Consider the following 19,078-nt stretch of genomic DNA (forward strand, 5'->3'; position numbering starts at 1 on the left):
CTGGGGTCCCCCCGGCCGGTGGTCCCCGCGCCGGTCGTCCGCCCTCCCGAGGAGCGCCATGCCCGCCGACGCCTCCGCGGCCGCCACCGATCGGCCCGAGCCGTCCGGCTCGGCCGACGTCGTGCGCCGGGAGCCCGGCGTCACCGTTCCCCCGCCCCGGTCCGCGCCCGCCGTCGAGGCCGACCCGGGCCCGCCGAGCGCCGGCCCCGTTGACGTACGGACCGGTCCGGCCGCCGCGGACGATGCCGGAGCCGACGGGGACGACGCCCCGGCCGCCGACGCGCCGGCCGGTGGGCCGGGCGAGTTGACCGAGCGGGACCGGCGGATTCTCGACTTCGAGCAGCGGTGGTGGAAGCACGCCGGTGCCAAGGAGCAGGCCATCCGGGACACCTTCGGCCTCTCCGCGACCCGTTACTACCAGTTGCTCAACGCGCTGCTCGACCATCCGGCCGCGCTGGCCGCCGAGCCGGTGCTGATCGGCCGGCTGCGCCGGTTGCGCTCCTCCCGGTCCCGCAACCGCCGGCGCTGACCGGCGCCTTCTCCCCGGGCGACGCCCCGGCGGTCCGCCCCGGCACGCCGCTCGCGGCGGGGCCCCGGCCGTCCCTCCCGGCCCGGCGCTCGGGGCGGAACCGGCGGGGTCGCCGGCATGGCCGCCGCCGCTCCGGGTAGGCGGGCGGCGACGGAGGGAGCGCACGGATGGGGGCACCAGATCGCCGGTACCCGACCGGGAGCCGGCCGGCGCGGCCGGTCGGGACCGCGCCCATGATGCGGGTACGCTCCGCCACCGACCCGGCGCCCGGCCGGCTGGAGAACGAGGACGTGGTGTTCCGCTTCGGCCCGCTGGTCGGCGTCCTCGACGGCGCCACCGTGCCGGAGGGTTTCGACACCGGCTGCGTGCACGGGCCGGCCTGGTACGTCCGCCACCTGGCCGCCCGGATCGGCCTGGCCATCGCGGCCCGGCCGGCGGCCACGCTGATGAGCAGCCTGGCGGCGGCGATCCTGGGGGTCCGCGCCGACCACGGCGACCAGTGCGACCTCGACCACCCCGGCACCCCCTCCGCCACGGTCTGCCTGCTCCGCGAGGGCGGCGACCAGGTGGACTACCTGGTGCTCTGCGACAGCCCGCTGGTGCTCGACACCGGCGGCGAGGTCAGCGTGGTCTCCGACGATCGGCTGGCCGCGGCGATGGCGGACCTGCGCCGGACCGCCGAGGCGCTGCCCGGGAACGACCTCGACCCGCAGCTCCGGTTCCGCCGCTCGGTGACCGTGCAGCGGGCGCGGATGAACCGCACCCACGGTTACTGGGCGGCCGCCGCCGACCCGGACGCCGCGTACCACGCGGTGACCGGGACGCTGCCGCTGCGCGGTCCCGGCGCGCTGCGGCGCGCGGCCCTGCTCAGCGACGGCGCGTCCTGCGCGGTGGACCAGTTCGGCCTCTTCGACTGGGCCGGACTGCTGGACGTGACGGTCGCGGAGGGCCCGGAGGGGCTGATCGGCCGGGTCCGGGCCGCCGAGCGGGACCATCCGGAGCGGCTGCGCCGGCACAAGCGGACCGACGACGCCTCGGTGGCGCTCTGCGAGTTCGAGTGAGCACGCTCACGCCGAACGATCCGGTCGGCTGACAACGCAGCGTGAGGCGGAACACCCCGGGGGTACGACCGGACCATACCCTCGTCCGGACCGGCAGAACGGGCCCAAAGCAGTGGACTTGGGCCGCTGAGAGCGGCAGACTGCGGCACGTGACGGGTGCGGTACGACTGGAGCCGGTCGACGAGGGGAACCTCGAGCCGTTGCTCTCCGTAGCGGCGGCCGAGGCGGAACCGGAGGACGTGATGCCTCCGGTGGAGGCCCCGGCCGGCTGGTCGCTGGCCCGTCGGGACGCGTTCCGCGAGTTCCACCGGGCCAGCTTCGGCGGCCTGGACGGTCCCACCCGCACTCGGATGTACGCGATCATCGCCGGCGGCGAGGTGGTCGGCATGGTGCGGATGACCCGCTGCGACGAGCCGGGGACGGTGGAGACCGGGATGTGGCTCGGGCGCTCGGCGCGGGGCCAGGGGCTCGGCGCGGCCGCCCTGCGTGAGCTGCTGAACGCCGCCGCGGCGGCCGGGATGCGTACCGTCGTGGCCGAGACGACCCCGGACAACCGCGGGGCGATCTCGGTATTGAAGAAATGCGGCGCGGAATTGCGCGAGAATGACGGCAAGGTGCGCGCGGAAATGTGTCTGGATTCTGCCCTCCCGGCCCACTGACAATTATTTGTTGCTTCAGGGAAAGTAACTCCTTCCTCCTGCTCAGAGCGGTCCGTCTGACCGCTTTGTGGGGTATCGGCCTCCGGATCGCCGGCCATCCCATTCCACTGTGACGTCTCCGTCGAGACTTCCTAGGAAACGTTTTGTGGATGCGGAGACGGGTACTGCCCGCCGGGTCCGCTGATTCGGGACGCCGGTCGCAGGCCCATTTCCGCTGATCCCCGGTAGCAGTTTTCCGGGCCTGCTCCACGCGCACGGTGTCCGCTTCCGCCGGGGAGCGAAGGAGAACTGATGAAGAGCGGAGCTCGGATCGCCCTGGCGGTCGGTGCCGGATACGTCATCGGCCGCCGCAGGAAGCTGCGTACCGCACTCACCCTGGCCGCCGCGGTCGCCGCGGGGCGGGCCAGCCAACAGCCCGGCGGGCTGAAGCAACTCGCCGCCGACCTGCTGAGCGTGAACCCCCAGCTCAGTAACCTCAGCAAGCTGGGCGGGCCGCTCGCCACGGCCGGCAAGGCCGCCGCGACCGCGGCCGCCGGCAGCGGTATCGACGCGCTCAGCGGCAAGCTGCGCGGCAGCGCCGACGCGCTGCGCCGCAGGTCCGCCGGCCAGGCCGGCGGGGAACCGGAGCCCGAGGAGCACTCGGCGCCGGACGAGGAGCAGGAGCTCCACGACCAGCCGGAGGCGCGGGACGAGGAGGACCGTGCCGAGCGTCCGGTCGTGGTCCGGCGGCGGGGGCGGTGACCATGGCCACCAGCAACCTCGCCGACAAGGCACGCGACCAGCTCGGTGGTGAGCTGCGCAACCTCGCCTCGGCCGTCGGGGAGCGGGCCGTGCAGGTGGTGACCGAGCGGATCACCGGGGCCACCGGCCGGCTCAGCGAGTACGCCAAGCAGGGCGGTCCCGGTCTGGTCGCCGCCGCCACCGGCGCGCAGAAGCTCGCCGAGGGCGACTCCCCGGTCAAGGCCATGTTCCATGCCGGCCTGGCCGGCGGTAAGGAGAAGCTGATGTCGGCGTTCGGCGGTGGCGGTAAGCGTGGCAAGGGCGGGGGGAAGAAGCTCAAGGTCACCAACATCGTCGAGACGATCGAGGTCGGTGTGCCGGTGCGGGTCGCGTACAACCAGTGGACGACCTTCGGTGACTTCCCCAGCTTCATGAAGAAGGTCGAGCAGGCCGACTGCGAGTCCGACGAGAAGATGACCTGGAAGGCGCAGGTCTTCTGGTCGCACCGGAGCTGGGAGTCGACCATCGTCCGGCAGATCCCGGACCGGTTGATCCACTGGCGGTCGAAGGGCGAGAAGGGCTCGGTCGACGGCACGGTCAGCTTCCACGAGGTCGGCCCGGAGCTGACGAAGATCCTGGTGGTGCTGGAGTACCACCCGCAGGGACTCTTCGAGCACACCGGCAACCTCTGGCGCGCCCAGGGCCGCCGGGTGCGGCTGGAGCTGAAGCACTTCGTCCGGCACGTGATGACGCAGACGGTGCTCGACCCCGACGCCGTCGAGGGCTGGCGCGGCGAGATCCGGGACTCTCAGGTGGTCAAGGACCACGAGACCGCGCTCCGGGAGGAGCGCGAGGCCCGGGAGCGGCCGGAACAGGGCCGTGCCGAAGCCCCGGCGGAGGAGCGCGAGGAGGAACCGGAGGAGGAGCGCCGGCCCGCCGAGCGCGCTCGCCGCCGGCCGCCGCCACGCCGTCGTCCCCGGGAGGAGGAGTACGAGGAGGAGTACGACTCCTACGACGAGGGCGACGACTTCGAGGACGACGAGTACGCCGAGGAGCCCGAGGAGGCGGAGCAGCCGCCACCGCGCCGCCGGCAGCCCGAGCGGGCCCGCCGCCCGCAGCGGGAGGAGCGCGAGCCCCGCGAGGAGCGGGCCCGCCCGACCCGCCGTACCCCCGAACCCCCCCGACGGCCGGTGGTTCGCCGCCGGCGAGAGGAGCGTGACTGATGACGATCGCCACGACATCGAACGACACCGGTGGTGCCCTGGAGCGCGTCGGCGGCGGTGGGGGCGGGGGAACCCTCGCCGACGTCGTCGAGACGGTGCTGGACAAGGGCGTGGTGATCGACGCGCAGGTGTCGGTCGCCGTGGTCGGCATCCAGCTTCTCGAGGTCAACGCCCGGATCGTGATCGCCAGTGTCGAGACGTACCTCCGGTTCGCCGAGGCGGTCGACCGGCTGAGCATCGTGCCGAAGGACACCAAGGGCCTGCCGGACATCGTGGGCGACACCGCAAGTGGGGCCGCCAAGGGCAGGTCGCTGTCCGGCCTCGGCCAGGCGGCCAAGGAGATCACCGGCGTGGTGGTCGACTCCCTCGGCGACCGGGACGCCGACCGCCCCCGGCAGCGCCGCAGCTGGCAGGAGGAGCGCTGAGATGGCCCAGCAGAACGGACTGTTCATCTACGGCATCGTGCCGTCCGACGTGGAGCCCACCGCCGACGCCGAAGGGGTCGGCAACCCGCCCGGCAAGGTCGGCGCCATCCAGCACGGCGAACTCGCCGCGCTGGTCAGCGAGGTCGGGCTGGAGGAGCCGTTGGGTCGGCCGGACGACCTGACCGCGTACGAGCGGCTGCTGGACGGCACGGCGCTGGTCGCGCCGGTGCTGCCGGTCCGGTTCGGCACCGTGGTGACCGGCGAGGACGCGGTGGCCGAGCTGTTGGAGGCGCACCACGAGCGGTTTGCCGCCGCCCTCGACGAGCTGGAGGACCACGTCCAGTACACCGTGCACGGGCGCTTCGACGAGCAGGAGTTCATCGGCGGCTTCCTGGCCGGGAACGAATCCGCCGCCGCGCTCGCGGACCAGGTGCGCGGCCGGCCGGAGGCGGAGAGCCGGGAGCAGCGGATCCGGCTCGGCGAGCTGATCAGCCAGGCCGTCGAGCTGCGCCGGGAGGCGGAGAACCGCGAGCTGATCGACGCGGTGGGCCGGTACGCGGTGGCGAACGTGCCGCGCCAGCCCAGCCACGAGCTGGACGCGGTGAACGTCGCCTTCCTGGTCGGCACGGACGACGAGGAGGAGTTCATCGCGTCGGTGGAGGAGTTCGCCGAGCAGCGCCGGGACCTGATCCGGATGCGGCTGATCGGCCCGCTGGCCCCGTACGACTTCGTCAGCGCGCACCAACTCGTGGGGTGAGCCGTGGACATCCTCTGGGGACTGCTGACCCTGCCGTACGCCCCCGTGCGGGCGGTCACCGCGGTGGTCAAGGTGGTGGCCCGGGAGGCGGAGTCGCAGCAGCACGACCCGGCCAACATCCGGCGGGAGCTGGAGGAGCTGGACCGGGCGGCGGCGGCCGGCGAGATCACGCCGGAGGAGCGGGACCGGGGCCAGCAGCAGGTGCTGGAGCGGCTCACCCCGCCGGCCGGCGACGGCCCGGCCCCGTCCCCGGGACCGGCCGGCACCGGCCGGCGACCGCCGCCCGCCCGGCGACGGCGCGTCGACCGTACGGGTGAGCAGCGCGGCGGGCGAGGGAGACCGAGATGACAGCAGCGAGGATGCGCGACGACCGCGAGCGCCGGCCCGAGCAGGGCGACCGGGACGAGGGCCGGTACGTCGACGAGGACGAATACGAGGAGATCAGCGCGGCCGAGGCGGCTCGCGAGGGGTTGCGCCAGATCGCCGGGTTGACCGGGAAGGATCCGCTGGGCGTCACCTCGGTCCAGCCCACCGACGACGGCTGGCTGATCGGGGTGGAGGTGGTCGAGGACCACCGGATCCCCGCGTCGACCGACCTGCTCGGCCTCTACGAGGTGGACCTGGACATGACCGGCAGCCTGCTCGGTTACCGGCGGACGCGCCGCTACCAGCGCGGCAAGGGGGATGGGGGCTGAGATGACCACAGCGCGGCCACCCTCGGTGGTGCAGAACTCCGGTCAGGTGCTGCCGGCCGGGCACGAGCCGGCCAACCTGGGCGACATCCTCGAACGGGTCCTGGACCGGGGCATCGTCATCGCCGGTGACATCCGGGTCAGCCTGCTCGACATCGAGCTGCTGACGCTGAAGCTGCGGCTGGTCATCGCGTCCGTGGACACCGCGCGGCAGATCGGCATCGACTGGTGGGAGCACGACCCGTGGCTGAGCTCCCGGGCCCGCCCACCGGTCGAGCCGGGCCCGCGCGACCCCGAGGAGGTCGAGGCGTCCCGGCGGCCCCGCACGGCCGCCCGGGCCGAGAGGGAGGAGTGGGATGAGTACGACGGCTGAGCCGGCTCCGGGCCGGCCGGGGGACGGGACCGGCGTCTGGCTGCACGGCGTGGTCGGCGGGGCGAGCCCGGCGACCCCGGCCGGGATCCCCGGCATCGCCGGCACCCCGGTCCGCGCGGTGGCCGCCGCCGGCCTGGTCGCCGTGGTCAGCGACGCCCCGCTGACCGAGTACGGGGAGGAGGCGCTGCGCCGCAACCTGGAGGACCTGGCCTGGCTGGAGCGGGCCGCGCGGGCGCACCACGCCGTGGTGGACGTGCTGTCCCGGGCCGGCGCGGTGGTGCCGGCGCGGCTGGCCACCGTGCACCGGGACGACGACCGGGTGGCCCGGGTGCTGGTGGAGCGGCAGGACGAGCTGGCCAGCACGCTCGACCGGCTCACCGGCCGCGAGGAGTGGGGCGTCAAGGGGTACGCGGTTCCCGGCGCGACGCCGCGCACCGAGGCGCCAACCGGTGGCGGCGGGGCCGGCGCGGCGTACCTGCGGCGGCGCAAGGCCCAGCTCACCGCCCGGGAGGAGGGGCAGCGGATCGCCGCCGACGCGGCGGCCACCGTGCACACCGCCCTCGCCGGGTACGCAGCCGCCGCCCGCCGGCACGCCCCGCAGGACCGGCGGCTCTCCGGCGCGCCCACCGCGATGGTGCTCAACGGCGCGTACCTGGTCGACCGGGAGCGGCTGGACGGCTTCGCCGCGCTGGTACGCGACCTGACGGACCGGCACCCGGAGCTCCGGCTGGAGCCGACCGGCCCCTGGCCGCCGTACTCCTTCGTGGCCGAACCCTCGGCGGAGCCGGCATGGGCGTGACCACGCTGGCGCCGAACAGCGCCGACGACCCGCTCACCTACCGGCCGGTGGCCCTGGTCGACCTGCTCGACCGGGTGCTCGCCACCGGGGTGGTGATCACCGGGGACATCACCCTGGCCATCGCCGACGTCGACCTGGTCCGCATCTCGCTGCGGGCCCTGATCGCCTCGGTCGGCGCGCTCGCCCCGCCGACGGAGGGTGCGCCGTGACCGGGCGGGACGAGGCGGCCGACCTGGCCGCGGCGCTGGGGGAACCGCAGTGGCAGGCGCCCCGGGTCCGGCCGCTGGACCGCCGGCTCGCCGTCGACCAGGACTCGGTCGAGCGGGGACTGGCGAGCCTCGTGCTCACCGTCGTGGAGCTGCTGCGCCAGCTGATGGAACGGCAGGCCCTGCGCCGGGTCGACCTCGGTGACCTCAGCGACGAGCAGGTGGAACGGATCGGCACCACGCTGATGGCGCTGGAGGAGCAGATGACCCAGCTCCGCGAGTACTTCGGCCTGGCCCCCGAGGACCTCAACCTCGACCTCGGCCCGCTGGGCCCCCTCCTCCCCACCGACTGAGCCACCGCCGCGACCCGGGTCAGCGGTGGGTGGCGGCGTACGACTCGAGGTGGGCGAGCTGGGCCGGGTCGAGGGAGGGGCGGACGCGGGTACGGGCCGCCGCGACGTGGGCGGCGGTGACCGTGGTGGCGGTCAGCGACTCGCGCATCGCGGCGAGCGCCGACTCGCGGACCAGCGCCGCGCAGTCCGCCGCCGAGAAGCCGGCCAGCTCCGCGCCGAGCGCGGCCAGGTCCACGTCGGGCGCGAGCGGGACGTCACGGGACGCCGCCCGGAGGATCTCCGTCCGGGCCGGACCGTCCGGCGGCGGCACGTACACCAGCCGCTCCAGCCGCCCGGGGCGGAGCAGCGCCGGGTCGACCAGGTCGGGCCGGTTCGTCGCCCCGACCACCACCACGTTGCGCAGCGCCTCCACCCCGTCCAGTTCGGTCAGCAACGCGGCGACCACCCGGTCGGTGATACCCCCGTCGGTGGCCTGACCGCGGACCGGCGCGAGCGCGTCCACCTCGTCCAGGAAGACCAGGGTGGGCGCCGCCTCCCGGGCCCGGCGGAACAGCTCGCGGACCGCCCGCTCACTCTCCCCGACCCACTTGGAGAGCAGCTCGGCACCCTTCACCGACAGCACGTTCGCCCGTCCCGAGCCGGCCAGGGCGGTCACCAGGTACGTCTTGCCACAGCCGGGCGGCCCGTAGAGCAGCACGCCGCGCGGCGGGGTCACGCCCAGCCGGGCGAAGGTGTCCGGGTAGGTCAGCGGCCAGAGCACCGACTCGGTCAGCGTCTCCTTGACCTCGTGCAGCCCGCCGACGTCGTCCAGGGTCACCGCGGCCAGCTCCAGGGTGGCGGCCGCCATCGTGGTCGGCCGGACCACCTCCAGCGCGGCGGTGAAGTCGGCCATCGCCACTGTCGGGGTCTCGGCCGACTTCTGCCGCAGCGCCGCCCGTACGCCGGCCTCGCGGACGAGCGCGGCCAGGTCGGCGGCCACGAATCCCGGCGTACGCCCGGCCACCTCGTCCAGCCGGACGTCCTCGGCGAGCGGCACCTGCCGGGTGAGCACGGCCAGCTGCTCCCGGCGCAGCGCGTGGTCGGGCAGCGGCACGGTGATCCGCAACGAGAGCAGGTCCGGGGCGCGCAGCGCGGGGTCGACGGCCTCCGGCCGGCCGGTGGTGCAGACCACGGCCGCCCCGGCCCGGACCGTCTCGGCGACGACCTGCCGGAAGACCGTGGCCAGCGGCCCCGGCTCGTCGGCCGGGGCCAGCGCCTCCACGTCGGTCACCAGCAGGACGGCCGGGCGGTCGGCGCGTACCGCCTCGGCGGCCGCCCGCAGCCGGCGAGCCGCGGCGTCGTTGGTCAGCGCCGCCACCTCGGGCGCCCAGAGCGGGCACACCCGGGCGCGGACCCGGGCGGCGACCGCGCGGACCAGAGCGGACTTGCCCGAGCCGGCCGGCCCGCTGAGCAGCACCCCCAGCGAGACCGTGGTGCGGAGCCGATCCAGCACCTCGCGGTGGTGGAACCCCAGGTCGAGCAGTTCGGTCAGCTCCTCGGCCTGGGCCCGCAGCCCGGGCAGCTCGTCGACGTCCGGCGCCTCCTCCGGTCCCAGCAGGCCGACCGTCGCCGGCTCGGTCCGCGCGCCCGTCCCGGTGGGGGCGTCGCCGGCGGGGGAGGTCGGTGCCGGCACGTCCCCGGTCAGCCGACCGGCGGCGTCCTGCCCCAGCGGGCCGGAGCCGCGGGTGGCCGGGCCGTGCTCCCAGCCGACCACGGTGTCCATGGTGACCAGCGCCCCTGCCCCGGGCTCGGCCGCGACGACGGTGAGCAGGGTGCTGGTCCAGGCGTACCCGACGGTGTTGGCGAGGCTGCGCCGGGCGGCCTCGACCAGGCCGCGGACCGCGGCGTCGGGCAGCACGTCCTGGGGCAGCAGCGAGACGTCGTCCCCGGCCGTGACCACCTTGCCGAGCAGGGCGAGGCGGAGCATCTCCGGGGAGACCGCGGCGACGACCCCGACCGGGCCGGCCAGGGTCACCCGGCGGGCGGGGGTGACCGGCAGCGGGGTCACCGTCACCTGTCCGCCGTCACGGATGCCGAGGTTGCCCAGGAGCAGGTCGTCGGCGTAGAGCAGGGCGGTGCTCGCGGTCGGCTCGGCCGCGGCCACGACGCCCGCGGTCACCCTCCGGCCGGCCAGCCGCACCGGGTCGCCGGGGCGCAGCGCCAGCGCGGTCAGCACCTCGGGGTGCAGGCGGACGACGCCGCGCCGGGCGTCCAGCGCGGCCGGCCGCAGGCTCGCGGTGAGGGTCAGGTCGGGTTCCGCCACCCGCCCGACAGTAGCCGCCGGCACCACGCCCTGCCCCGTGGCGCGGCCCGCCTGGTCAGCGCGGGCCGGTGTCCGCCCGCTGGGTCTCCAGGCCCGGCGGTCATCGCTGGACGGCGTTCTTCAGCTCGGCGATCAGCTTCGGGCCGAGGGCCCCGCCGGCCCGGCCGGCGAAGAGCGTCATCTCGTACGCCACGGTGCCCAGGTTGGCCGAGCGGTCGGCGACCACCCCGAGCACCGAACCGCTGCTGATCGCGCTGATCAGGAGGTAGCCCTCGGCCATGTCGACGATCACCCGGTTGAGGCCGCCCAGCGCGTACCAGCTCGCGGCACCGCCGGCGAGGCTGGTCATGCCGGAGACGACCGCGGCGAGCCGCTCCGCGTTGGACCGGTCCTTGCTGGCGGACATCGCCATCAGCAGCCCGTCGGAGGAGACCGCGATCGCCTCGATGACCCCGGCCGTGCTGGAGGTGAACGAGTCGAGCAGCCAGTTGAACGTGCGCGCCTCCGGGCTGAGTTCCCCGGTGCCGTTCTGGTCGACGTTGTGCGGGAAGGGGCTGGTCACCGTGATGGGTCCTCTTCGTGACGGCGGTCTGGACTGACTTCGCGCGGAGCGCGGGCAGGTGACGCTGCGGTGGTGGGGAGTACGCGGTCCGGTGCACCGGACCGGAAAGTAGCCGACCTGCGGGTGGGTGTGCCGGCCATTGCCGAGTCGGCTTCGCGTCACTTCCGGTTGCGTCACGTCTCGTCGAGACCTCCGGCACGCAGCGTCCCACGGGCCTGGCGGGATGCCCGGATCGACGGTGATTCGCGCGTAGAGGTGAATTCGCGGGATTCGAATTCGTCTCGCTGAGACACCGGTGGACCTTCAGCGGTCGACGGACCTCGCGCACCGAACGGTGCAACCGGACGGACGTACGGCGGATCTCAGGTGACGCTCAGCTTCCGGGCCGTACCGTGTGCCGCATGAGATCACCGCTGGACGCCGCGCGGATCCGGCGCGCCCTGGCCACCCGCCGTCGCCGGGTCGTCGCCGCGGTGGCGGTGGTGGTCCTGGTGGCCGCCGCCGTGGCCTGGGCGGCCCGGCCGCAGCGATCCGACTTCCGGACCGAGCCGGCCCTGGTGACCGTCCGCTCCGGACCCGACGGGAACCAGCCGGTCGACCTGGACACCACGCTCTACCTGCCGCGCGACGCCTCGGCCCGGCACCGGGTGCCGGCGGTGCTGCTGGCGCACGGTTTCGGCGGCACCAAGGAGTCGGTCCGCGACGACGCCGAGGACCTGGCCGCCCGGGGGTACGCGGTGCTCACCTGGACCGCCCGTGGGTTCGGCCGCAGCGGGGGCGAGATCCACCTGGACAGCCCGGACTACGAGGTGCGGGACGCCTCCCGGCTGCTCGACCGGCTCGCCGCCCGTCCGGACATTCGCCTCGACGCCGCCGGCGACCCCCGGGTCGGCGTGGTCGGCGGCTCGTACGGCGGGGGCCTGGCGCTGCTGCTGGCCGCCCAGGACCGCCGGGTCGACGCGATCGTCCCGATGATCACCTGGAACGACCTGTCCCGGGCGTTCCTCCCGGAGAGCACCGGCAAGGCGCCCACCGAGGGCGTGTTCAAGAAGGGCTGGGCCGGCATCTTCTTCGGCGGCGGGGGCAACGCCGGCTCCGGCCCGTCCGGCGTCTCCGGCAGCACCGCCGGCCAGTCCGAGGGCGCTCCCGCGTCGGCCGGCGCGCCCAGCCCGCAGCCCGGGGCGGGACCCGGCACCGGCCCGGGTCGGGCTCCCGGCGGCGCCGCCGACCCGGCCTGCGGCCGGTTCGCCGCCGACGTCTGCGCCGCGTACCTGCGGATCGCCACCACCGGCCGGGCGGACCAGGCGGCGGTGGACCTGCTCCGGCGCTCCTCCCCGGCCGGGGTGCTGGACCGCATCACAGCGCCCACCCTGCTGGTGCAGGGGGAGGCCGACACGCTCTTCCCGCTCACCGAGGCGGACGCCAACGCCCGCGGCATCGCCGCCGCCGGCACCCCGGTCCGGGTCGCCTGGTTCACCGGCGGCCACGACGGCGGCGAGGGACCCACATCCGACTCGGACCGGGTGAAGTTCCTGACCGCGCAGTGGCTCGACCACTACGTCAAGGGCGAGGGCGCGCTGCCCGGCCAGGGCTTCACCTTCTCCCGGATCGCCGGCTTCGACGCGCTCGACCGCGGCCTGGTGGCCACCGGCTACCGGATCACCGACTACCCGGGGGTGACCGGGCAGGCCCGCCGGGACGTCACCCTGACCGGCCCGGCGCAGACCATCGCCAACCCACCCAACGGCAACCCGGCGGCGATCTCCGCGGTGCCGTTCGCGGGGGCGCTCGGCTCCCTGCTGGACGGGGTGGCCGGCGACATCCCCGGCCAGCACGCCCGGTTCGAGTCCGCCCCGCTGGACGAGGCGGTCGACGTGGTCGGCGCGCCCACCGTACGGATCCGGGCGGCGTCGCCGACCGGCGAGGCGGTGCTCTTCGTCAAGCTCTACGACGTGGACCCGAAGGGTGCGGCCACCCTCCCCGACGGCCTGGTCGCCCCGGTCCGGCTGACCGGCCTGCCGCGGACCGTCGACGCCGCCCAGCCGGTCACGGTGACCCTGCCGGCGATCGTCCGCCGGATCGAGGCGGGGCACCGGCTGCGCATCGTGGTCGCCACTTCCGACCAGGCGTACGCCACCCCGGCCGAGCCGGCCGTCTACTCGGTGGCCCTGGGCGACGGGCCGCTGACGGTGCCCACGGTCGACGCCCAGCCGATCCCCACCTCGGCCATGCTCTGGCGCTGGGTGCTGGCCGGCCTGCTCGCCGCGATCGCGCTCGGGCTCGTGGCGGTCGTCCTGGTCGTCCGCCGCCGGCACCGCCGCCAGGACAGCTCGGTCCACCCCGACTACGCGGACGTCCCGCTCGCCGTCCGCGCGCTGCGCAAGGAGTACGCGGACGGCTTCGTCGCCGTCTCCAACGTGGACTTCGAGGTGCACCCCGGACAGGTGGTCGGCCTGCTCGGGCCGAACGGCGCCGGCAAGACCACCACCCTGCGGGTGCTGATGGGGCTGACCCAGCCCACCGCCGGCGAGATCTACGTCTTCGGTCACCGGCTGGTGCCCGGCTCACCGGTGCTCTCCCGGATCGGCGCGCTGGTGGAGGGGCCCGGCTTCCTGCCGCACCTGTCCGGCCTGGACAACCTGAAGGCGTACTGGCGGGCGACCGGCCGGCCGTGGGCGGACGCGCACTTCGACGAGGCGCTGGAGATCGCCGGACTCGGCGCGTCGGTGCACCGGCGGACGAAGAACTACAGCCACGGCATGCGGCAGCGGCTGGCCATCGCGCAGGCCATGCTCGGCCTGCCCGAGCTGCTGGTGCTCGACGAGCCGACCGACGGGCTGGACCCGCCGCAGATCGCCGAGATGCGCCGGGTGCTCCAGCGGTACGCCACCGACGGCCGGGCGGTGCTGGTCTCCAGCCACCTGCTGGCCGAGGTGGAGCAGACCTGCACCCACGCGGTGGTGGTGAACAAGGGGCGGATCGTGGCCTCCGGCCCGGTCGAGGAGATCGTCGGCGAGTCGCCGAGCGTGCTGTTCGAGGTGAGCGACCCGGACGCCGCCCGGACCGTGCTCGACCGGCTCGGTGGCGTACGGGTGCTGCCGGACGGCGACGGCGGGCTGGTGGTGGACACCAACGGCACCGCCCGCAGCGAGGTGGTGGCCGAGCTGGTCCGGGCCGGCATCGGGGTGGACCGGGTGGTGCCCCGGCGCCGCCTGGAGGACGCGTTCCTCGCCCTGGTCGGCGAGAACTCTCGGGGAAGCGGGGACCGGTGATGGCGGAGTCGACCTCGGTGTGCACGGTGGACCGGGCCGGCGCGGCGGCAGGCTACCGGCCGTCCGCGACGCTGCCCTTCCTGGCCGAGTTCCGCCGGCAGGCGTCGCGGCGGCGTACCCAGCTCGCGCTGGGGTTCATGGTGCTGCTGCCGCTGATCATCCTGGTCGCGTTCGAGTTCAACTCCGGCGACGCGGACCGCAACCGGAACAACGAGTTCGGCAGCCTGGTCGACCTGGCCACCGGGGGCGGGCTGAACTTCGCCCTCTTCTCGCTCTTCGTGTCCTCGTCCTTCCTGCTGGTCGTGGTGGTGGCGCTGTTCTGCGGGGACACCGTGGCGAGCGAGGCGAGCTGGGGCAGCCTGCGCTACCTGCTGGCGGTCCCGGTGCCCCGGGCCCGGCTGCTCGCGATGAAGCTGCTGGTGGCGCTCGCCTACTCGGCGCTGGCCCTGCTGCTCCTCTTCGGCACCGCGCTGCTCGCCGGCACCGTGCGGTACGGCTGGTCCCCGCTGCGCAGCCAGGTCGCCGCCGAACTGGCCCCGGCCGACGGGCTGCTGCGCCTGCTCGCGGTGCTCGGCTACCTGGCGGTCGTCCTGCTGGTGGTCGCCGGCCTGGCGTTCCTGCTCTCGGTGACCACGGACGCGGCGCTCGGCGCGGTCGGCGGGGCGGTGCTGCTCTGGATCCTCTCCAGCATCCTGGACCAGATCACCGCGCTGGGCGGGCTGCGCGCGCTGCTGCCCACCCACTACAGCAGCGCCTGGCTCGGGCTGCTCTCCACCCCGGCGCAGACCGACGACGTGGTACGCGGCGCCGTCTCGGCCGTCGTCTACGCCACCCTGTTCTGGGGCCTCGCGTTCTGGCGCTTCACCCGCAAGGACGTCACCAGCTGACCCGAATCGGGTGGCCTCTTGGAGATCTTGGTAGGAAACGGCCCCTCCAGGGGCCGTTTCCTACCAAGATCCAAGCGGCTCAGCTATGGATACCTGGAGCCCGGTGCCGGGCAGGCGAGCTGATCAGGCGGTGTACGGCGCGTCGGTGTGCTTGACCTCGGTGACCGTGGTGCCGGACAGCTGGTAGACGGTGGTGCGCCTGATGTCCAGCTCGGCCATGCTCTTGCCGTCCGAGCGGGTCAGCCAGACCACGGTGGCCTGCTGGCCGGCGACGCTGATCGAGGTGACCGGGTTCCGGTCACCCAGGTCGACCAGGCTGCGGTAGGCCGGCTTGCCGGCCGAGTTGTGCCAGAAGACGACGCTCCAGAACTGCCCGATCCCGCCCGTACGCAGCAGCACCGTGCCGACGGCGTCGGCCGCGCCGTCGCCGTCCAGGTCGCCGATCCCGCACGGATTCTGCAGCTCGACGGTCGCGCCGTCCTCGCCGCTCCAGACGCCGTCCAGCAGGGGGATGTAGTCCGGGTAACCGTTGAACGGCACCTTCGCACTGCCCAGCTGGGCACCGCCGAGCTGGGTGCAGGTGAGCGCCGGCGTCTTGGGCGGGGCCGGCTTGGGGGCGACGACCGGCTTCGTCGTCGACGCGGTCTTCGGGGTGGCGCTGGGGGTGACCGCGGCGGGCGTCGAGGCGGCCGGGGCGGTCGGGGCCTCGGCGGACGAGGTGACCGTGCTGGTCGCCGAGGAGACCGCTCCGGAGTCACCTCCGCAGGCGGTCAGGAAACCGAGCAGGGCGAGGGTCGCGAGGCTCGGCAGGGTCCGGCGCATGGGCGGGCGTTCCTCTCTCGGGGAAGGTGCCCGCACCGTACTGAGCCCGCGCCACCCGGATGATCGGCCGCTCGGCCGCCCGCGGTCGCGCCGTCGGCGTACGGCTCAGGACGGGGTGCGCGCGGTGAGGACCGCGTCGAGGAGCCCCGGGTAGAGGCGGTCCAGCTCGTCCCGGCGCAGCCGCACGTACCGGCTGGTGCCGGCGACCCGGGTGCGGGTCAGGCCGGCCTCGCGCAGCACCTTGAGGTGGTGGCTGCGGGTCGCCTTGGAGACCCCGAACTCGAAGGTGCCGCAGGCGTACTCGCCGCCCTCGGCGAGGGCCCGGACGATCTGCAGCCGTACGTCGTCGGCCAGGGCGGCCAGCACGGCGGTGACCGGGACGTCCCGCAGCTCGGGTTCGTGCAGCTCCATGTGACCAGGGTAACCCATGTTCGACATCCGTCGAACAACCTCCTATGGTCGGTGTCGTTGGTTCGACGGTACTCGAACATTGGAGCTGTGATGCGTCCTCGTCATGCCGCCTTCCCGCTCTTCGCCGTACTGAGCTGGGGCGTCATGTTCCCCGTCCTGGCCAGCGCGCTCACCCGGGTCGACGCGGTCAACCTGACCACCGCCCGGTACGTGCTCGCCGGCGCCGTGCTGCTCGCCCTGCTGCTGGCCCGGGAGGGGGTGGCCGCCCTCCGGGCGGACGGGCGCGGCGTCGAGGTGGTGCTGCTCGGGGTGATCGGCTTCGGCGGCTTCAACATGCTCACCAACCTCGCCCTCGGGCACGCCGCGCCGCAGCAGATCGCCCTCTTCGCCGCCACCACCCCGCTGGTCACCCAGCTCGTCCGCTGGGCGCGGGACGGGGTACGCCCCCGGCCGGTGCTGCTCGGCCTCTCGCTGGTCGCCCTGCTCGGCGTGGGCCTGGTGATCACCCGGGGCCGGCTCGACGGGCTGGGTCAGTTCGGCCTCGGTGGGCTGCTCATGGTCGGCGCGGTGATCAGCTGGGCGATCTACACCCACGGCGCCAGCCGCTTCCCCGAGCACTCCGCGCTGCGCTACACCACCCTGACCGCCGTCGCCGGCACGCTCGCCATGCTCGCCGCCAGCGCCGTCGCGGACCTCACCGGGGTCCAGCACGCGCCGGCCGCCGCCGACCTCGCCGCGGTCGCCCCGCAGCTGGCGTACGCCGTGGTGGTCGCCGCGGTGCTCGCGGTCCTCGCCTGGAACACCGGGGTACGCCGGCTCGGCGCGGCCGACGCGGCGCTGTTCATGAACCTGGTCCCGGTGACCACGTTCGCGGTGCAGACCCTGCGCGGCTACCGGCCCGGCGCGGTGGAGCTGGTCGGCGCGGCGGTGACCATCGCCGCCCTGGTCGCCGCGAACCTCGCCACCCGCACCCGCAAGGCCGCCGGCGCCGAGCCCCTGGCCGCCGTGATCGACCGCCCCGCCGTCGTCGACCCCGTCGCCGTCGTCGCCCGCTGACCCCGCCGTCCCCGCCCCACCCGGGCCCGGGTGCGCGCAGATTCCCGGAAAGAGTGGCCTCCGAGCTCCGGATGGCCACTCTTTCCGTGTTTGAGGGCGAATCTCGGGCGGGGGTGGGTTCACAGCGTGGGAACCCGAGGTGGTGGTCGCGGGGACGCGGCATAGACTCGGCGGCACAACTGCATACCTCATCCAGAGGGGCTGAGGGATACGGCCCGATGACGCCCCGGCAACCACCCGCGCGCTCGACGACGAGCGACGCCGGGCAGGTGCCAATTCCGTCCCCGCCGCACGAGGCGATGCGGGGAAAGATGAGAGGAATTCCTCGACATGACGTCGACGCTTCCCGGCACGTCCGGCATCGACACCACCCTCAGCCCCGCCCGCGCCCTGGTTTGCCGCGCCTGTTCCGCGCGCTACCCGCTCGCCGCGCAGCACGCCTGCTACGAGTGCTTCGGCCCGCTGGAGGTCGACTACGACGCCGCCGCCCTGGCCACCGTCACCCGCGAGCAGATCGAGGCCGGCCCGAAGAACCTCTGGCGGTACGCGCCCCTGCTCCCCGCCGGCCAGGACCCGGCCACCCGGGTGACCCTCGACCCGGGCCTGACCCCGCTGGTCGCCGCCCCGAATCTCGGCGCCGAGCTGGGCTTCACCGCGCCGCTCTGGGTCAAGGACGACAGCGGCAACCCCACCCACTCGTTCAAGGACCGGGTGGTCTCGGTGGCGCTGACCGCCGCCCGCGCGCTCGGCTTCACCCGGTACGCCTGCGCCTCCACCGGCAACCTGGCCAACTCGGTGGCCGCCCACGCGGCCCGGGCCGGGGCGCCCTCGGTGGTCTTCATACCCAGCGACCTGGAGCAGGGCAAGGTGGTGACCACCGCCGTCTACGGCGGCGACCTGGTCGCCATCGACGGCTCGTACGACGACGTGAACCGGCTCTGCGGCGAGCTGGTGGAGACCGACGACTTCGAGGACACCGCCTTCGTCAACGTCAACGTCCGGCCCTACTACGCCGAGGGCTCCAAGACCCTCGGGTACGAGGTGGCCGAGCAGCTCGGCTGGCGGATCCCCGCCCAGGTGGTCATCCCGATGGCCAGCGGCGAGCTGCTCACGAAGATCGACAAGGCGTTCTCCGAGCTGGTCGAGATCGGCCTGGTCGAGGCGCCGGCCGGTGGCTGGAAGGTGTTCGGCGCCCAGTCCGCCGGCTGCAACCCGATCGCCACCGCGCTGCACGCCGGCAGCGACACCATCACCCCGGTCAAGCCGACCGGCATCGCCAAGTCGCTGAACATCGGCGACCCCGCCGCCGGCCTCTACGCGCTGGAGGCGGTGCGCCGCACCGGCGGCTGGATGGAGTACGCCGACGACGACGAGATCCGCGCCGGGATCCGGCTGCTCGCCCGGACCACCGGGGTCTTCGCCGAGACGGCCGGCGGGGTCACCGTCGCGGTGCTCCGCAAGCTGGTCGAGTCGGGCCGGCTCGACCCCGCCGCCGAGACGGTCGTCTTCAACACCGGCGAGGGCCTCAAGACGATCGACGCGGTGGCCGCGCAGGTCGGTCCCACGCACCGCATCAAGCCGAGCCTGCGCGCCGCCCGCGACGCCGGCCTCCTGGCCTGACCCGCCGGCCCCCCAGGTCGTTGGTCAAGGGGTTCGCGTCGGCGGAAGGGCCGATCCCGACGCGAACCCCTTGATCAACTCATGCGAGTGGGGGAGGGGCGGATCGCCCGGGTGGGGGATCGGGGAGATCCGGTGGGTAACTGGCGATTTGCTGTGAGTGTGGAAAACCCGCCGACAAGGACTTGACGGCAGGAACCGGACGGCGCAAGATGCTCGGTGCGGGAGGGCATCCGCCGGAGACTTTTTAAGTTCTTACGACCCAACGCCGGAGGCGTTGTGCGGACGTCCCTCCCGACCAACGTCCGAAGGGGCCGGCGGAAAACCGCTGGCCCCTTCGCTGTGGGTGGCG

The 19,078-nt window shown here is 74.4% G+C and carries 18 protein-coding genes, 3 pseudogenes and 1 riboswitch; of the genes and pseudogenes, 17 read left to right on the plus strand and 4 right to left on the minus strand.

Annotated elements, in window-relative coordinates; translation table 11 throughout:
- Positions 1–58: 58 nt before the first annotated feature.
- The 13 genes and pseudogenes from ACGFI9_RS15735 (at position 59) to ACGFI9_RS15795 (ending at position 7,797) form a co-directional block, all read left to right on the plus strand.
- Complete coding sequence (locus ACGFI9_RS15735; RefSeq protein WP_393178664.1) at positions 59–529, plus strand: DUF3263 domain-containing protein; 471 nt, start codon at positions 59–61, stop codon at positions 527–529.
- A 167-nt stretch (positions 530–696) separates the two neighbouring features.
- A complete protein-coding gene (locus ACGFI9_RS15740; RefSeq protein ID WP_393178665.1) occupies positions 697–1,590 on the plus strand; it encodes a hypothetical protein in 894 nt (297 codons plus the stop codon).
- A 149-nt stretch (positions 1,591–1,739) separates the two neighbouring features.
- Positions 1,740–2,249 (plus strand): GNAT family N-acetyltransferase, encoded by a 510-nt coding sequence (locus ACGFI9_RS15745; RefSeq protein ID WP_393178666.1) that lies wholly within the window; start codon positions 1,740–1,742, stop codon positions 2,247–2,249.
- Positions 2,250–2,540: 291 nt separating this feature from the next.
- Complete coding sequence (locus ACGFI9_RS15750; protein ID WP_393178667.1) at positions 2,541–2,990, plus strand: hypothetical protein; 450 nt, start codon at positions 2,541–2,543, stop codon at positions 2,988–2,990.
- A 2-nt stretch (positions 2,991–2,992) separates the two neighbouring features.
- Positions 2,993–4,192 carry an SRPBCC family protein gene (locus tag ACGFI9_RS15755; RefSeq protein WP_393178668.1) on the plus strand — a complete coding sequence of 400 codons (1,200 nt, stop codon included), beginning with the start codon at positions 2,993–2,995 and terminating at the stop codon, positions 4,190–4,192.
- Positions 4,192–4,416 (plus strand): annotated as a pseudogene (gene gvpJ / locus ACGFI9_RS15760) (gas vesicle protein GvpJ); the annotation flags it as partial. The gene ACGFI9_RS15755 and the pseudogene gvpJ (ACGFI9_RS15760), both read left to right, overlap by 1 nt.
- Positions 4,417–4,618: 202 nt before the next feature.
- A complete protein-coding gene (locus tag ACGFI9_RS15765) occupies positions 4,619–5,374 on the plus strand; it encodes a GvpL/GvpF family gas vesicle protein (protein ID WP_393178669.1) in 756 nt (251 codons plus the stop codon).
- Between the two features lie 3 nt (positions 5,375–5,377).
- The gene (locus ACGFI9_RS15770; protein WP_393178670.1) at positions 5,378–5,722 is read left to right on the plus strand and encodes a gas vesicle protein GvpG; all 345 of its coding nucleotides are present in this window, start codon (positions 5,378–5,380) and stop codon (positions 5,720–5,722) included.
- Positions 5,719–6,069, plus strand: coding sequence for a gas vesicle protein (locus ACGFI9_RS15775; protein ID WP_393178671.1), 351 nt, complete (start codon positions 5,719–5,721; stop codon positions 6,067–6,069). The genes ACGFI9_RS15770 and ACGFI9_RS15775 overlap by 4 nt, the downstream gene beginning before the upstream one ends.
- Before the next feature lies 1 nt (position 6,070).
- A pseudogene (gvpJ, locus tag ACGFI9_RS15780) lies at positions 6,071–6,271 on the plus strand (gas vesicle protein GvpJ); the annotation flags it as partial.
- 151 nt (positions 6,272–6,422) lie between these two features.
- Entirely contained in the window at positions 6,423–7,238 is an 816-nt protein-coding gene (locus ACGFI9_RS15785) for a GvpL/GvpF family gas vesicle protein (RefSeq protein ID WP_393178672.1), read from the plus strand.
- Positions 7,229–7,447, plus strand: coding sequence for a gas vesicle protein (locus tag ACGFI9_RS15790; protein WP_393178673.1), 219 nt, complete (start codon positions 7,229–7,231; stop codon positions 7,445–7,447). Before ACGFI9_RS15785 ends, ACGFI9_RS15790 begins: the two co-directional genes overlap by 10 nt.
- A complete protein-coding gene (locus ACGFI9_RS15795; RefSeq protein WP_393178674.1) occupies positions 7,444–7,797 on the plus strand; it encodes a gas vesicle protein K in 354 nt (117 codons plus the stop codon). Before ACGFI9_RS15790 ends, ACGFI9_RS15795 begins: the two co-directional genes overlap by 4 nt.
- A 19-nt stretch (positions 7,798–7,816) precedes the next feature.
- Here ACGFI9_RS15795 and ACGFI9_RS15800 read toward each other — a convergent pair whose 3' ends face one another.
- Together ACGFI9_RS15800 and ACGFI9_RS15805 are read right to left on the minus strand one after the other, a co-directional pair.
- Positions 7,817–10,099 (minus strand): AAA family ATPase, encoded by a 2,283-nt coding sequence (locus ACGFI9_RS15800; RefSeq protein ID WP_393178675.1) that lies wholly within the window; start codon positions 10,097–10,099, stop codon positions 7,817–7,819.
- A gap of 100 nt (positions 10,100–10,199) precedes the next feature.
- On the minus strand, positions 10,200–10,661 hold the full coding sequence (locus ACGFI9_RS15805) for a roadblock/LC7 domain-containing protein (RefSeq protein WP_393178676.1): 462 nt from the start codon (positions 10,659–10,661) through the stop codon (positions 10,200–10,202).
- Positions 10,662–11,062: 401 nt separating this feature from the next.
- Here ACGFI9_RS15805 and ACGFI9_RS15810 point away from each other — a divergent pair, with 401 nt between their 5' ends.
- Both ACGFI9_RS15810 and ACGFI9_RS15815 read left to right on the plus strand, forming a co-directional pair.
- Entirely contained in the window at positions 11,063–13,933 is a 2,871-nt protein-coding gene (locus ACGFI9_RS15810; protein WP_393178677.1) for an alpha/beta fold hydrolase, read from the plus strand.
- A 19-nt stretch (positions 13,934–13,952) separates the two neighbouring features.
- Positions 13,953–14,820, plus strand: a pseudogene (locus ACGFI9_RS15815) (ABC transporter permease).
- Between the two features lie 123 nt (positions 14,821–14,943).
- On the opposite strand, the gene ACGFI9_RS15820 reads toward ACGFI9_RS15815, so the two are convergent.
- The gene (locus ACGFI9_RS15820; RefSeq protein WP_393178678.1) at positions 14,944–15,642 is read right to left on the minus strand and encodes a hypothetical protein; all 699 of its coding nucleotides are present in this window, start codon (positions 15,640–15,642) and stop codon (positions 14,944–14,946) included.
- A 105-nt stretch (positions 15,643–15,747) separates the two neighbouring features.
- Positions 15,748–16,053 carry an ArsR/SmtB family transcription factor gene (locus tag ACGFI9_RS15825; protein ID WP_393178679.1) on the minus strand — a complete coding sequence of 102 codons (306 nt, stop codon included), beginning with the start codon at positions 16,051–16,053 and terminating at the stop codon, positions 15,748–15,750.
- 90 nt (positions 16,054–16,143) lie between these two features.
- Between ACGFI9_RS15825 and ACGFI9_RS15830 the strand changes: the two genes are divergently transcribed.
- Together ACGFI9_RS15830 and thrC are read left to right on the plus strand one after the other, a co-directional pair.
- The gene (locus ACGFI9_RS15830) at positions 16,144–17,109 is read left to right on the plus strand and encodes a DMT family transporter (RefSeq protein WP_393178680.1); all 966 of its coding nucleotides are present in this window, start codon (positions 16,144–16,146) and stop codon (positions 17,107–17,109) included.
- A 185-nt stretch (positions 17,110–17,294) separates the two neighbouring features.
- Positions 17,295–17,427: riboswitch (SAM riboswitch) on the plus strand.
- Positions 17,428–17,439: 12 nt separating this feature from the next.
- Entirely contained in the window at positions 17,440–18,729 is a 1,290-nt protein-coding gene (thrC, locus tag ACGFI9_RS15835) for a threonine synthase (protein ID WP_393178681.1), read from the plus strand.
- The last annotated feature ends 349 nt before the right edge of the window (positions 18,730–19,078 follow it).

This window comes from Micromonospora sp. NPDC048930 (assembly GCF_043197935.1).
GTDB lineage: Bacteria > Actinomycetota > Actinomycetes > Mycobacteriales > Micromonosporaceae > Micromonospora.